Genomic DNA, 13,952 nt, shown 5'->3' on the forward strand with positions numbered 1-13,952 from the left:
CCGAGGCGGGCCGGAACGCAGCCGTTTCCTTCACGTGAGGAACGTGTGCAATGCATGCAATTCCTCGGGTCGGATCTCATGTCCGCCGGAATGGTAGCATGCCTCTACGCGGGCCCTCTGTGCCGCAAAGTAGTCGACGAGCCGCTCTGTGAGGGGCAGCGGGCAGATCGGATCGCGTTGGCCAGCGGTGATCAGAATTCGTCGAGCCGGCCGCGGGCCAGGTGCTGATCCGAAACCGATTTGTCGGCATCTGCGGCACAGACCTGCACGAATATGCTTACGGCCCGATCTTCATTCCGAAGGAGCCGCATCCATTTGCCGGCACCCACGGCCTCAGGTCTTGGGCCACGAGTTCGGCGGCGTGGTCGAGGCCGTCGGCGAGGGCGTGACCTCGGTTAGGGCCGGGGACCGCGTTTCGGTGCAGCCGCTGATCATGCCGCGCGCCGGCGACTATTTCGCCGATCGGGGTCTCTTTCACTTGAGCACCGATCTGGCGCTTGCGGGCTTGAGCTGGCTCTCCGGCGGCATGGCTGAATACGCGCTCCTCAACGAATATAATGTCGAGAAGATCCCGGACGGGATGACGGACGAGGAGGCGGCACTTGTCGAGCCAAGCGCGGTTGCAGTCTACGCCTGCGACCGCGGCGGCGTGACGGCCGGCAGCAGCGTGCTCGTCACCGGCGCCGGTCCGATTGGCGTTCTGACGCTGCTTGCTGCACGCGCAGCCGGTGCCGCAGAGCTCTTCGTTTCTGACATTAATGATGCCCGGCTCGAATTCGCGGCATCGATCATGCCGGGTCTGACAACGATAAATCCGCAGCGAGGCAGCCCGGGCGAGACGGTACGCGCCCTGACGGAGGGCAAGGTTGGCTGCGACGTCGCCATCGAGTGCGTTGGAAACGAGCACGCGCTCAAGGCCTGCGTCGACGCGGTGCGCAAGCAGGGTGTCGTCGTTCAGACGGGGCTGCATCCGCATGAAAACCCGCTCGACTGGTTCCAGGTTACCTTCAAGGACATCGATCTGCGCGGCTCCTGGGCTTATCCGACGCACTACTGGCCGCGGGTCATCCGCCTGATCGCCTCGGGCCTCTTGCCGGCGAAGCGGGTCGTCACCGGGCGTATCACCCTGGACCGCGCCGTGTCGGAAGGCTTTGACGCGCTTCTCGATCCGAGCGGCAAGCACCTGAAGATCCTGATCGATCTCATGAAGTGAGCATGCATTGCCGCGGGCGGATGAGGAGCCGCCCGCGCCAACCCAAGCAAAAAGGAGGAGACTATGCTTGAAGAAAGTCCCGGCATCCGTATCGACACCGCGCTTGCCAAGCTTGGCAAAGCCCTTGAACAGGGCGACATCGACGCCGCCGTCAACCTGTTCCAGGCCGATTGCTACTGGCGTGACCTCGTCGCCTTCACCTGGAACATCAGGACGTTGGAAGGACAGGACCAGATCCGCGACATGTTATCGAGCCAGTTGGCAGCCATCAAGCCGGCGCGCTTCCGCCAGGACGAGAAGGAACCGGCAAGCGCCAGCGACGGGTTGACCGAAAGCTGGTTCGAATTCGAAACCGAGGTGGCGCGCGGTTACGGCCATATTCGTCTGAAGAACGGTTTGATATGGACGCTCCTTACGACGATGACGGAGCTCAAAGGGCATGAAGAGCCGAAGGGCTTCAGGCGGCCACTCGGCGCCGAGCACGGCCACGGTCCAGACCGCAAGACGTGGAAGGAAAAGCGCGAAAGCGAGACGGCGGAACTCGGCTACGAAACTCAGCCCTATGTCGTCATCATCGGCGGCGGCCAGGGCGGCATCGCGCTCGGTGCCCGCCTCCGGCAACTGAACGTACCGACGATCATCATCGAGAAGAACGAGCGACCGGGCGACAGCTGGCGCAAGCGCTACAAGTCGCTCTGCCTGCACGACCCGGTCTGGTACGACCACCTGCCCTATATCCCCTTCCCGAAAACCTGGCCGGTGTTTGCGCCGAAGGACAAGATCGGCGACTGGCTGGAGATGTACACCAAGGTGATGGAGCTCAACTATTGGACCTCGACCACCTGCAAGTCGGCGCAATACGACGAGGCGAAGAAGGAATGGAAAGTCGTCGTCGAGCGTAACGGCGAGGAGCTGGTCCTGCGGCCGAAACAACTTGTTCTGGCGACCGGCATGTCGGGCAAGCCGAAAGTCCCGAAACTGAAGGGCCAGGACATTTTCCGCGGCGAGCAGCAGCATTCCTCGCAGCATCCCGGTCCCGATGCCTATCGCGACAAGAAGGTGGTGGTCATCGGTTCCAACAATTCCGCGCACGACATTTGCGCGGCTCTCTGGGAAGGCGGTGCGGATGTAACGATGGTGCAGCGATCGTCGACGCACATCGTTCGGTCGGACACGCTGATGGAGATCGGGCTCGGCGACCTCTATTCCGAGCGGGCGGTTGCTGCCGGCATCACGACGCGCAAGGCCGACCTGATCTTCGCCTCGCTGCCCTACAGGATCATGCACGAGTTCCAGATCCCCCTTTACGAGAAGATGCGCGAGCGCGACGCAAAGTTCTATGCGGACCTGGAAAAGGCCGGCTTCATGCTCGACTGGGGCGCCGATGGCTCCGGCCTGTTCATGAAGTATCTGCGCCGCGGCTCCGGTTATTACATCGATGTCGGCGCCTGCGATCTCGTCATCGACGGCAGCATCAAGCTGAAATCCGGCTCCGACGTCAGCCACCTCACGGAGGAGGCAGTGGTATTGAAGGATGGGACCGAGCTTCCAGCCGACCTCGTCGTTTATGCCACCGGTTATGGTTCTATGAACGGCTGGGCGGCCGATCTCATCTCAAAGGAGGTTGCCGACAAGGTCGGCAAGGTCTGGGGGCTTGGTTCCGACACGCCGAAGGATCCGGGTCCGTGGGAGGGCGAGCAGCGTAACATGTGGAAGCCGACGCAGCAGGAGGCGCTCTGGTTCAATGGTGGCAACCTGCACCAGTCGCGGCACTATTCGCAGTATCTTTCGCTGCAATTGAAGGCCCGCGCCGAAGGTATTTCGACCCCGGTATACGGCTTGCAGGAGCGTCACCATTTCTCTTAATCGGGAAACGCCAGCCGGCCATACCGTCGGCTGGCGTGCCACTTTCGTTCTTAAACCACCTTTGACGACAATGGCCATATTGGCGAGGTAACAGGCGTTTACGAAGGCGTGCAGCACCGACTGTCCCAATCCCCGCTGACACCACCAGCCTTACAGGAGCTGATCGATGTCGGGGCGCTTCGAACTCTGCGAACGAGCCGACCTGGTGGTCGCCCACAATGTCGGCTTCGATCGTCCGTTCTGCGAGGCATTCTCAAGCATGTTTTCCGGCAAGGCATGGGCCCGTTCAGTCAAGGAAGTCGATCGGGCGGCGCGCGGTTTCGAGGGCACCATCGTCGACGGCGGGATGGCCATTGTGGAAGTAGCCACTTTGACCAATCAGGTAGCCGAGCTCGTTGATTGCCGGCGCGATCTGGTCGAGTACGTGCCATGGGCGGGCATGCTGTTTGCCTGCGGGCTCCCCTGGCTTGGCCGTGGGCTGGGCCCGGAAAAGTACCTCGATTTCGTGCAGGCGCTGCCCGTCGAATATAGCGGCCTGATGTCCATCGCCGTCGGCCTGGCAGTGCCGGTCGCCAAAATCTTGGTGGTTTCGGCCTTTACACGGGGCCATGCAACGAGTTGGGCGAAGACGTTCCGTCAGGTTTTTTGAACCCGTTCCTGATTGCCAGCGTTGCGGGCGTATCGCTTTCGGTGCTTCAGATCCAAGTGCCGGAATTGGTGATGCAGGCGGTGACTAAACTTGCGCAGGCGGCCGTTCCTGTCGCGCTTCTGTCCATAGGGGCGTCCGTCAACTGGCGCGATAGCGCGCATGGATAGCTTCAAGGCTGTGCTCAACGCGATCAAGCTCATCGTTCTGCCGGGCGCAACGCTTCTGGGCGCAAACCTTCTGGGGGTTGAGCCGGGGCCACGCATCGTATTGACACTCTTCGCGCGCTTCCGACCGCGTCGGCGGCGCATGTGCTGGCGTCAGTCTACGGCGCTGATCGGGAAAGAGTGGCCACGCTTATTGCGCAATCGAGTCTGCTCGGTTGCGTTACGCTGCCGCTTGGCTCATGGTGCTTGTTTAGCTGACCAACGTCTCGACACGAGAAGCGCGGCGGCTGTGCTCACCGCTTGCCGTGCTTGGCCTGGTATTCATCGTGGTAGATGACTTCATGAAGACGCAGGGTCATGCTTGGCCAGCAGATCAGGGATTAGGGAGTCGGGATCTGGCGATGCTCAAGCGATCTCGCCCGGACATAGGCCTCGCGCACGTCTTCAGGTTCGTCGGTGACCAACTTCTCCAAGTTCTTCCGAAAGAACGGCAGGCAGGCTCCGGGCCGTTTACCACTGAGCTGGCGATTGAGGCCGGTCGTGTTCAAGCAGAGTGTTGGTCGGCAGCGCCAGAACCGTCGTCAACGGGAAGCCCACGGCCCCACGTTTCGAGGGCGCCCGTCACCGCCTTCAGCTTGGCGCCCAAAGGCGTCAGCGCATACTCAACCTTCGGCGGAACCACGGGATAGACCGTTCGTGTGATGATGCCGTCGACCTCGAGCTCGCGAAGCTGCGCCGTCAGCATCTGCTGGGTGACGTCCGGGATGGCGCGACGCAACTCGCTGAACCGCTTCGTTCCTTGCATCAAATGGAAAACAATGTGCAGTTTCCACTTTCCTCCCAACACTGCGACGGCCCGCGTCACGGGGCAGGCAGGGCCTGGCTCGCAGGCATGTTCGGCACTGGTCAAGCTAGGCTCCTTGGTATGATTTTCGTGAGTATGTCTGAAAATTATGCGTTCTTGTGATCCTGAAATGCAATACTTAGCTATCGCTGCGCTTTAACACAAAAGGAGAGTGCAGTGAAAAATATCCTCGTATTCGGTGCGACAGGCCCGCAAGCAAATCCCGTCGCCAAAAAGCTTCTGGCCGAGGGTTACAAGGTAAGAGCGCTCGTTCGCGATTCCGCCAAGGCGCAGGATCTCGTCGCGGCGGGCGCGGAGACCGTTGTCGGCGACATGACCGATTCCGCCAGCGTTTCGGCTGCCATGCAGGGCCAGGACGGCGTGTTCCTGCTCGTGTCCTTCATCGCAGGCCGGTTTGACATGGCAACGACAGTCATCGACGCCGCCGTCGCCAACGGAATCAAGAAGATCGTGTGGAACACGACAGGTCCGATCATCCCCGTCGTGACCGGCAATCCCTCGATTGACATCAGGCGCGATATTCTGGCCGCACTGGAAAAGAGCAGCATCCCCTTCGTGGCGCTTCAGCCTACCGTTTATATGGAAAATTTCCTTCTTCCCTTCTTGTCCGAAGAGGTCGTGGAGAAAAACCTTTTGGCTTACCCGATGCCCGCTGCGGTCGAGTGCCAGTGGATCAGCCATCTCGATGCCGCCTCGTTCGCCGTAGCCGGGTTCAAGCGTGAAAGCCGCGACAACCTGAACATCGAGATCAGCGGCCCGGAGAAGCTTTCCGGCCCGAAGATCGCAGAGCGCTTCAGCAAGGCATTGGGTCGGTCTATCAGTTTCCGGCCGATGCCGCCTAAGGAGTTCGGGGCCAAGCTGCCGTACGGCGGAAACGGAGATCTGGTGGCGAGCTATTATGAGAAGGTGTTCGCCGACCCGTCTATGATGACGACGAACGTCGATTTCGATCGGGCCGTCGGCGCGCTTCCAATCGCGCCGACCTCGGTGGAGGACTTTTGTCGCATCTATAAGGAGCAGTTCACCCGGATGTGATCACAGACAGCTGCCGGGGGTACCCGCTTGTGCTCCCGGCCAATTGTGTTGTCACCTTTTCTTTCGGATCGTCGGCTGCCCGGTTCGGGGAAATCGTCCGTCCGGTGGCCGAAATGAGGCGCGAAGCCGTCTTTCATTGATCGAACCTTTTATGTCTGTAATGGGTGGAGGGCGGAAGTTCACGGCGACTGCGATGAACGTCTGCAGTGCCTTAGCGTCGCTGGACAAAATTGTCCTGAACCCGTAGGCGGAGCGAAACGTCAGAGGGGTCGCATGCGGCGGCCTGATGTTGGTGGGCGCTCCGAAGGGGCGGAGTTACTGCCGTCGGCCCGACCGCGCCTGGATCCTTCGCCAGCTGATATCAACGCTTCGGCCGCGCGCCGAAGCAACGGCGTGGCCTCGCCCGGTGCAAAAATTTGTGAGCTGACGAAGGCGCCATTTATGAGGACCGCGAGCTGACCCGCAATTTCATCGGGGGCACCGACGTGGAGACGCTCCACGATCAGCCTCAGCCGCCGCCGCATCTCGCGCTTGTGGGCCTCGGCAATCTTGCGGGCGGGATGGTCAGCTTCAGGAAACTCAGCGGCGACGTTGATCTGCGGGCAGCCTCGATAGTGCGGCCGTCCGACACGTTCGCCAATCCAACCCATATGGGCTTCCAACTCCGCCTTGGCGTTGTCTTGATGTTGCACTGCCACGCTATCCCACTGACCCCAGAAGTCGTGATCTTCGCGCTCCAGAAACGCGGCGACGAGATCGTCCTTCGTGCCGAAGTGACGATAGAGGCTCGTCTTCGCGACGCCGGCTTTCTCGACCACCAGGTCGACACCCACTGCCCTAACGCCCTGCTTGTAGAAAAGCTCCGACGCGGTTTCCAAGATCCTGTTGCGGACGTCGCCGCCCTGGCCGACAGCGATGGATTCGATTTTCGACATGCTTAGCCTCTACGTTGTCCAGCAGATATAGCACAGAAGGACTTGACGCGCTACAGACCTGTATGTATTCGTAATGAACAGACAGGTCTGTAGCAGAGGAGAACATAATGACAGGGAACGTGATGGTAACCCCCAGGACCGTGGCAGTACTTGGAGCAACCGGGCATACCGGCCGCTTCGTCGTCGCAGAATTGTTGCGCCGCGGGCTTCGACCGATAGCAATTGCCCGCAGTGCCGAGGCGCTCGCAGCGGCAAACTTTCGCGAGCCGGAGGTGCTCTGCCGCCCCGCGACCTTGGAGGATGAGCGGTCGCTCATGCCTGCATTGGCCGGCGCAGAGGCCGTGATCAATTGCGCGGGGCCATTCCTCGACAGCGCCGACGCGCTGGCTGCTGCTGCCGTGAAAGCGGGGATCCACTATGTTGATGTCAGCGCCGAGCAACCAAGCGTGAGAACGACCCTCGAGAAGTTCGATGAGCCTGCCCGCGAAGCCGGCATTGCGGTCATTCCCGGCATGGGATTCTACGGCGGGTTCGCCGATCTGCTGGTCACCGCAACCTTAGGGGACTGGAAGTCTGCGGACACGATCGACATCTTGATCGGCCTCGACAGCTGGCACCCGACGCGCGGGACCCGCGTTACCGGTGAACGGAATAAGGCAACGCGCATGGTTGTCTCCGAGGGCCGCCTCACTCCCTTGGTTCTTCCGCCTGCGCAGAAGCACTGGGATTTCGGGGCGGTGCTGGGCAGCCAGATCGTCAGCGAAATGCCATTCTCGGAGATCGTTCTCGTCTCTCGGCACGTGAAGACATCAGAGCTCCACACCTATTTGAGCGCGGTCGCTCTAAGCGACATTCGCGACAAGGCAACACCCGCTCCGAAGGCGGCGGACCCGACTGGACGCTCAGCGCAACGGTTCGTGGTCGAAGTCGTCGCGAGGCGAGAAGGAGCCAGCCGTCGGGCTGTTGCCCGAGGTCAGGACATTTACGCCTTCACTGCACCGCTCGTCTGCGAGGTCGTCCAGCGCCTTCTCGACCAGCAGTTCAGCCATGCCGGAGCACACGCGCCCGGCGAAATCCTCGACGCCGAGGAGGTGCTAGCCGCCCTCCAGCCCGATTACTTGGCGTTGGAAATTGCCGCGAGGTGACCATGCCATCCGCCATCGAGGAGTAAAACGAAGTGATTGAGAAAGTTGCCGGCTTCACACAGCTCCACGTCAGAAAAAGAGGCCATCACGAGCTCGGATTCCTAAAACGCTGTGGGTGGGGTATTAAATAATGCAAGTCGATGAGCTCGACGTGAGTGTGCGTATCGGAAGAGCCGACCGAGGCCATTTTGCGGCATTACGCACCATAGAACTAGCTTCATTTGAAACGCTGCGCGCAGCCGACGCTGTTGCTGGTGAAGCAGCGGCCAGTAGTGACGGCGAACTGCAGCAATATCTCGATGCTGGCTTTCTATTCGCTGCATTCGATAAGCAGGCCATCCCCGTCGGCTACGGCGGAGGGTATATAGCGGATAATTTCCTGCACATTGGCGAAGTCGACGTGCATCCTGACTGGCAGAAAAGGGGCATAGGAAGGCAGATCATGAATGCCCTGCTAGACGAAGGCCGCGCAAGAAAGCTCCAAGGTGCAACTCTGACGACCGATCGCTTTGCTCCCTTCAACTCTCCGTTCTACACGTCGCTAGGGTTTCATCCCATCGAGGGAGATGCATGTCCGGATCGTCTAAGCGCCATCCTTTCGGCGGAAAAGGCCAAAGGTCTCGACCCACTTCGTCGGGTTGCGATGATGCTCGTCTTCTGATCGCTCATTAGAGAGAGGAGATAGAGGCTCGCCCTTTCATCTCGGACCGACCATATCTTTGGCCACGCAGGCAGGCGCTTATTGGGCCATTTCGATGTGTGCCGGATCGACCTCCAAGTCCACTTCTGGCCCGTTCACACCAGCGGTCTCAGTGACATTTCCGCTCCGAGCAGGAGCAAGCAGATAAGGAACATTCGTCGAAAGGCAACCGGGCTGATCTGCCCGCGGAGCGCCTGGCCAACCCACATGCCTACGAGCGCAGGACCAAGGGCCAGTCCCGAGAGCGCCAGTCCCTGCAACTCGAATGCGCCATGGGCGCCAAGCGCCGCAGCGAGCGCTACGGTAGACACAGTAAAGGACAACCCGAGTGCCTGCACCAGATCGTCCCGTGGAAGGCTGAGTGCCTGCAAGTAGGGCACGGCCGGTATGACGAATATCCCGGTGCAACCCGTTACGACGCCGGTCACCGCGCCGATCAGCGGCGAAAGCCATGGCTCCCAGTGCCCCGGCACGCGAATCTGGGTCGCCAGCAAGGAGTAGCCGGCGTAAGTGACGAGCGCGGCGCCGAGGGCGGTGGTCGCCGCCCGGGTCTCGCCGCTGGCCAGCCATGTCATACCAAGCATCGTGCCCATACAGATCGCCAGCATCATCGGCCAGAGTCTGCGGACGAGCGGACCAAAGGCGGGTCCGACCAGAACCTGCCAGACATTGGTGACGAAGGACGGGACGATCAGCAGGCCGGCCGCCGCCAGCGGCGAGATCAGCGCGCCAAGCACCCCCATCGCCACCGTCGGCAACCCCATGCCGGTCATGCCCTTGACGACGCCGGCGGCGAAGAAGGTTGCGGCAGCCGCGAGCAGGACAGGCATGGACAGATCGGTCATGCCCCGTCATACCTTCTGACGCGCCGCAGACAATGCGGAAGTGCCGCAGTCAGCCTTCGGCTGGACCGAAGCCTGGCTCCCGGCTATCCTGCCCGCATGCCGTTTGATCTGAGTGACTTTCGATTGTTCCTTGCCGTAGCGGAGGCCGGCAGCATCACCCATGGTGCGACCGAGGCCGGACTGTCGTTGCCAGCCGCCAGCGAACGCTTGCGAGAGATGGAGACTTCGGCCGGCGTGAAGCTGCTGGACCGCGGCCGCCGCGGGGTGACGCTGACCGAAGCCGGCGAGGCGCTGCTGCACCATGCGCGGCTGATCCTCTCCCAGGTGGCTCGGATGCGCGGTGAGATCGGTCAGTTCGCGAAAGCCGTGCGCGGCACCGTCCGCCTCCTGGCCAATACTGCGGCGATGGCCGAGTTCCTGCCCGCGCGGCTCGCGCCCTGGCTGGTCGCCTACCCGCAAGCCGACATTGTGATCAAGGAGCGCCAAAGCGCCGACATCGCCCGCAGTATCGCGCTCGGCTTCGCCGAAATAGGCGTGCTTTCAGATTTGGTCGAAACGACCGGGTTGACGTTGCGCCCCTTCGTGACGGACCGACTTGTCATGGTGGCGCCGCGAGACCATGCCCTTGCGGCCAGGCGACACGTCCGGCTTGCCGATCTTGGCGGTCAGCCCTACATCGGGCTCACCGAGGGCGCCTTGCAGGACCACCTCGACGCGCAGGCGGCGCGGGTCGGTCTGCGGATCACGCCGCGCATCCGGGTGCGAGGTTTCGACGATATCTGCCGGCTGGCAAGCGCCGGGGTCGGCGTCGGCATTGTGCCCGAAACGGCCGCACGGCGCTGCCGGAGAGCGATGCAGATCTCCGTCAAAAGCCTTTCGGAGGATTGGGCGGTGCGTCGCTTGTCCCTTTGCAGCCGCAGCGATACGGAATTGACACCGCTCGCGCAGAACCTGCTCGAGCATCTTGAAGGCGAACGGGAGGGACAGGCCTTTCCGCGGAACCAGCACAAGAGGTGACCGCCGAGGTAGTGCCTCTGGCGCAGCCGTTGTTCTTATTATGTGCTTCGAAGATTGCACTCGCGCTTATCCGGCCGATCTTGCTGAAGGTCTCGCCGCAATTCGGTTGGAAGCAAACCCTGTCGTCATCAACGGAGGCGATGCGTCCCAGCTTCAGCTATTCACCTAGGCGGCCTCAGCCTGGCTTGCGAGTTTCGGTTTTCCTGCGAGTCTCAGAACAGAGACGAGGCCGAGGGCGGGCGCCGCCAGGAACGCGCCGAACAACAAGAGAGCGGCGCTCGCGGCACCTTCCGCGCCGCCCGGGTCGTTGAGCCCGCCGGCATTGGCGACCATGCCCGCTGCCGCCGCACCGAACGCTGTCGCATAGAGCTGAACGGTCGTGATTGCGCCTGCTGCCAGCCCCAGCTCGGACGCAGGCGCCTCCCTGAAGACGTTCGTCACAAGGTGCGGCCAGCCCACACCGATGCCGAGCCCGGCTAGGAGCAGTCCGACGCATATCGGGATTAGGTGCCATCCGGCACTGCCCGGCACCGGAACGGAAAATAGCAGCACCAAAAGACCGGCCAGGAGAAGTATGGGGCTGGTACGGATTGCGCGAATCTCCGCAGCACCGGACCGGCCCGCACTCAGCATGGATCCGAGTGTCCAGCCCATTGCCATGAGCGCGGCGAGGTAACCGGCGATCAAAGGTGATTGACCGTGCAGGACCTGGAGAAAATAGGGGATGAAAACCTCAGTTTGCGTCCCTGTGACCAGAAGCGCGATCGTCGCGAAAAGCGCAACCAGTCGTCTGTCCGTATCGAGCGCCCCTTTCGGCAACAGACGGGCGCGCGCGGCTCGTTCCACCCTGACCAGGAGTGCCGCCATCAGTGCGGCAATCAACAGTCCTGCTCCGTTCCACAAGGGACTGACGCTGATGCTTCCGGCCGATACAGCGACCACGGAAGCGGTCAGAAGGGCGAGCTGCGGGAGGGGCAGCGGCGAAGGCTCGACGGCGTTGCGGCTTCCCTTTGGAAGCACCGCGATGGCGAGCGTTCCGAAAACGACTGAGACGGGAACTAAGGCCCAGAACGCCGCCCGCCATATGTTTAGTTCCGCAAATATGCCGCCAACAGCGGGACCAATCAATGTTGATACGCCCCACATTGCCGAAATCAAACCTATGGCGCGCGACCACAACACCTCAGGATAGACGAGGCGGACGACGGCGTATGCCAGAGTCAAGAGAAACCCGCCGCCAAGACCTTGCACGAAACGTCCAGCAAGAAGCAAGAGAAAGGCCGGCGCCGTCGCGCATATCAGGGTACCGACCACGAACAAGACCGTGGCGGATGCGTAGGCACGTCCAGCGCCAACGCGGTCAAGCAACCGCGGCGACAGCGCCGCTCCGAGGATCGAGGCGACCACGAACAGTGTCGTGGCCCAGGCGTAGTATTCGAGCCCGCCGATGCTTCTGACGACAGACGGCAGTATGGTGGTCACGATGAATATGTTGATGGCGTGTAGCGTGACGCCGCCTGCCAGAATGGTGGTATAGGCGGCGTTTTTTCCGCCGAGGAGGTCGCTCCAGCCGGCTTGCGGCGCGGAAGCGGCGATGGTCGGTTCTTGCGTGCTCATGTCAGACCTTCTGCAGCAGCGCTGCGGTTTTCACGATGTCGAGGAATGGGCGGGCGGCGATCCACCCGCCGGATCTTGTCAGTTAGGCGGCGGGGCCTTTCACCCACTGCGGGGTTGCCGCGAGGAACTCAGACGGCGCAGCGAGCAGAGCGGCGGTTTCACGCTCATAGTCGGCGAACCAAGGCTGCCTTACGAAGTCCTGACCGCTCGTCAGATCGGCGGCGAGCTGAAATACAACGACCGCATCGGGATCATTGTCGTCACAGCAGTAGTAGTAGGTCAGTAGGCCAGCGCTGCCGCTGACATAGTCACGTGCGTATTTTTCCCAGACCCGCTTCACGTCATCGCGTCTGCCGGGTTTTGCCTTGTGCCTGATGTAAAGTGCGCTTTTGGACATTGTCTTCTCCTCGTCTCCGGGGCTTAAGGCCTCTGGCTTAGCACCCATGTCGGTGTGACGTTCGAGGGGAGGCGTTTGTGACGCGTGGAATGAAAAACTCCCACGGAAGATCGAGCGTCGGCGGCAATCCGTTTTAGAGGACTTTCCGCCCTCGACGCACCAGTCTTTCACGGCGATTGGCCGGATCCGACGGTCACTCGTCAATGAACTGATCTGTCGGCGAAGCCAGCGAGCTTGTCGGGGTTGCGCACGATAAAAATGTCGGTGACACGATCCGAACGGTCGAAGGCGAATGAGACCGTCGCAACGACCTCGCCCCCTTGCTTCAGCACCGCGCCCCAGGCTCCGTTGAGCACGACGAAGCTCCATTCGTAGGCGGCCCACCATTTGCTCAGCCGCTCCGTCAGGAACGCCAGTACGGCTTCACCCTCCAGCACGCCGGCCGCCGCCGCGACTTTGCCGCCGCCGTCGGCGGTCAGGCGCACGTCGCTCGCGAGCATCGCGGTAAGATTACCAGGTTGCCCCGTGCAGATGGCGTCCTGGAAGGCGGCTAGCAGTTCCTCCTGCCTTTCCCGTGTCGGCTGGTATCTCACCTGATGGTCGCCGATACGTGCTTTGGCGCGTGACACGAGCTTTCGGCACGCCGGCTCGCGCATTTCCAACGACGCCGCGATGTCGGCATAGGACATTTCGAATATCTCGTAGAGCAGGTAGGCTGCTCTTTCCTTCGGCGTCAGCCGTTCGAGCATTAGCAGGAAGGCGGTCGAGAGAGAGGATGAAGGCTCCATGTGCGCCTCCGCCTCGCTGTCGATTAAAGTGTTCAATGGCTCGGGAAGCCAGTTGCCGACATAGTCCACACGGCTGCGGTAGGCGGCGCGGAGCATGTCGATGGCGCGCCGCGTGCAGACGGTGGTCAGCCACGCACCCGGCGATCCGACGGACGCGATGTCGGTCTCCTGCCATCGAAGAAACGTGTCTTGAACGGCATCTTCCGCGTCAGCCCGCGAACCGAGAATTCGGTAGGCGATGCCGAGCAGCCGTGGTCGCACCTGCTCGAATACCTCTGCATGGGCCCGCGTCGCATCCTCGGGTATGCGTGCCCGGTTGTGCGGCCTGGAGGGTCGCTTTGTGTTGCGTGTCATCGACAACCTTCATCCCATTGCGATTGCGCATTGCCTGTTGACGATTCAACAGATCAGTTCGTGACATGGTCCGATACTATTTTGACCGTCTGCGTGGAGAGCGATGAACGGCGCGGGCGCCACAAATTCTGCGCCGTGGCTTTTCAGGGAACTCCTTCCCGTCATCTGACCTCATGGCTTAACCATGCGAACGTCGGCTGAAGCCAGCCGACGCTTTGATGAAGTCGATGAATGCCTTAAGCGGAGTGGGCACCAGGCGTCTTCCGGGACAGTAGAGGAAAGGGTCGTGTCCCTACAGGTGGTGTAGCTCGGCGGTAGCGAAGCCGCTCGCGAGCGCGCCCTCAACAGCGCCGTAGCGAGCG

At 61.6% G+C, this 13,952-nt stretch carries 13 protein-coding genes and 2 pseudogenes; 8 read left to right on the forward strand and 7 right to left on the reverse strand.

The window, feature by feature from the left end; translation table 11 throughout:
* Window positions 1–30: 30 nt before the first annotated feature.
* Window positions 31–204 (reverse strand): annotated as a pseudogene (locus ATB98_RS29870) (alpha/beta hydrolase); the annotation flags it as partial.
* On the opposite strand from ATB98_RS29870, the pseudogene ATB98_RS01775 reads away from it, so the two are divergent.
* The 4 genes and pseudogenes from ATB98_RS01775 to ATB98_RS30500 all read left to right on the forward strand — a co-directional run.
* Window positions 204–1,213, forward strand: a pseudogene (locus ATB98_RS01775) (zinc-binding dehydrogenase); the annotation flags it as partial. The pseudogenes ATB98_RS29870 and ATB98_RS01775 sit on opposite strands and share 1 nt — an antisense overlap.
* 63 nt (window positions 1,214–1,276) lie before the next feature.
* The gene (locus ATB98_RS01780; protein WP_066868318.1) at window positions 1,277–3,079 is read left to right on the forward strand and encodes an NAD(P)/FAD-dependent oxidoreductase; all 1,803 of its coding nucleotides are present in this window, start codon (window positions 1,277–1,279) and stop codon (window positions 3,077–3,079) included.
* A gap of 166 nt (window positions 3,080–3,245) precedes the next feature.
* Window positions 3,246–3,728, forward strand: a complete 483-nt coding sequence (locus tag ATB98_RS29625; protein WP_066868320.1) for a hypothetical protein — start codon at window positions 3,246–3,248, stop codon at window positions 3,726–3,728.
* A 41-nt stretch (window positions 3,729–3,769) separates the two neighbouring features.
* The gene (locus tag ATB98_RS30500; protein WP_407695275.1) at window positions 3,770–3,895 is read left to right on the forward strand and encodes a hypothetical protein; all 126 of its coding nucleotides are present in this window, start codon (window positions 3,770–3,772) and stop codon (window positions 3,893–3,895) included.
* Window positions 3,896–4,436: 541 nt separating this feature from the next.
* On the opposite strand, the gene ATB98_RS01790 is transcribed toward ATB98_RS30500, so the two are convergent.
* Window positions 4,437–4,802 carry a winged helix-turn-helix transcriptional regulator gene (locus ATB98_RS01790; RefSeq protein ID WP_066868322.1) on the reverse strand — a complete coding sequence of 122 codons (366 nt, stop codon included), beginning with the start codon at window positions 4,800–4,802 and terminating at the stop codon, window positions 4,437–4,439.
* Window positions 4,803–4,913: 111 nt separating this feature from the next.
* On the opposite strand from ATB98_RS01790, the gene ATB98_RS01795 reads away from it, so the two are divergent.
* Window positions 4,914–5,792 (forward strand): SDR family oxidoreductase, encoded by an 879-nt coding sequence (locus tag ATB98_RS01795; RefSeq protein WP_066868324.1) that lies wholly within the window; start codon window positions 4,914–4,916, stop codon window positions 5,790–5,792.
* A gap of 260 nt (window positions 5,793–6,052) precedes the next feature.
* Here the strand turns inward: ATB98_RS01795 and ATB98_RS01800 are convergent, their stop codons facing one another.
* On the reverse strand, window positions 6,053–6,727 hold the full coding sequence (locus tag ATB98_RS01800) for a TetR/AcrR family transcriptional regulator (RefSeq protein WP_084435209.1): 675 nt from the start codon (window positions 6,725–6,727) through the stop codon (window positions 6,053–6,055).
* A gap of 107 nt (window positions 6,728–6,834) precedes the next feature.
* Between ATB98_RS01800 and ATB98_RS01805 the strand changes: the two genes are divergently transcribed.
* Together ATB98_RS01805 and ATB98_RS01810 are read left to right on the forward strand one after the other, a co-directional pair.
* Window positions 6,835–7,872, forward strand: coding sequence for a saccharopine dehydrogenase NADP-binding domain-containing protein (locus ATB98_RS01805; protein ID WP_066868326.1), 1,038 nt, complete (start codon window positions 6,835–6,837; stop codon window positions 7,870–7,872).
* A 130-nt stretch (window positions 7,873–8,002) separates the two neighbouring features.
* Window positions 8,003–8,533, forward strand: coding sequence for a GNAT family N-acetyltransferase (locus ATB98_RS01810; RefSeq protein ID WP_066868328.1), 531 nt, complete (start codon window positions 8,003–8,005; stop codon window positions 8,531–8,533).
* 134 nt (window positions 8,534–8,667) lie between these two features.
* On the opposite strand, the gene ATB98_RS01815 is transcribed toward ATB98_RS01810, so the two are convergent.
* A complete protein-coding gene (locus tag ATB98_RS01815; RefSeq protein ID WP_066868331.1) occupies window positions 8,668–9,417 on the reverse strand; it encodes a sulfite exporter TauE/SafE family protein in 750 nt (249 codons plus the stop codon).
* A 96-nt stretch (window positions 9,418–9,513) separates the two neighbouring features.
* On the opposite strand from ATB98_RS01815, the gene ATB98_RS01820 reads away from it, so the two are divergent.
* Window positions 9,514–10,434, forward strand: a complete 921-nt coding sequence (locus ATB98_RS01820; protein ID WP_066868332.1) for a LysR family transcriptional regulator — start codon at window positions 9,514–9,516, stop codon at window positions 10,432–10,434.
* A 165-nt stretch (window positions 10,435–10,599) separates the two neighbouring features.
* On the opposite strand, the gene ATB98_RS01825 is transcribed toward ATB98_RS01820, so the two are convergent.
* The 3 genes from ATB98_RS01825 to sigJ all read right to left on the reverse strand — a co-directional run bounded on the left by ATB98_RS01825 (window position 10,600) and on the right by sigJ (window position 13,590).
* Window positions 10,600–12,051, reverse strand: a complete 1,452-nt coding sequence (locus ATB98_RS01825; RefSeq protein ID WP_066868335.1) for an MFS transporter — start codon at window positions 12,049–12,051, stop codon at window positions 10,600–10,602.
* An 82-nt stretch (window positions 12,052–12,133) separates the two neighbouring features.
* On the reverse strand, window positions 12,134–12,448 hold the full coding sequence (locus tag ATB98_RS29375; RefSeq protein WP_066868337.1) for a putative quinol monooxygenase: 315 nt from the start codon (window positions 12,446–12,448) through the stop codon (window positions 12,134–12,136).
* Between the two features lie 200 nt (window positions 12,449–12,648).
* Complete coding sequence (gene sigJ, locus ATB98_RS01835; protein WP_084435211.1) at window positions 12,649–13,590, reverse strand: RNA polymerase sigma factor SigJ; 942 nt, start codon at window positions 13,588–13,590, stop codon at window positions 12,649–12,651.
* Between the last annotated feature and the right edge of the window lie 362 nt (window positions 13,591–13,952).

It is taken from the genome of Sinorhizobium saheli, assembly GCF_001651875.1.
GTDB lineage: Bacteria > Pseudomonadota > Alphaproteobacteria > Rhizobiales > Rhizobiaceae > Sinorhizobium > Sinorhizobium saheli.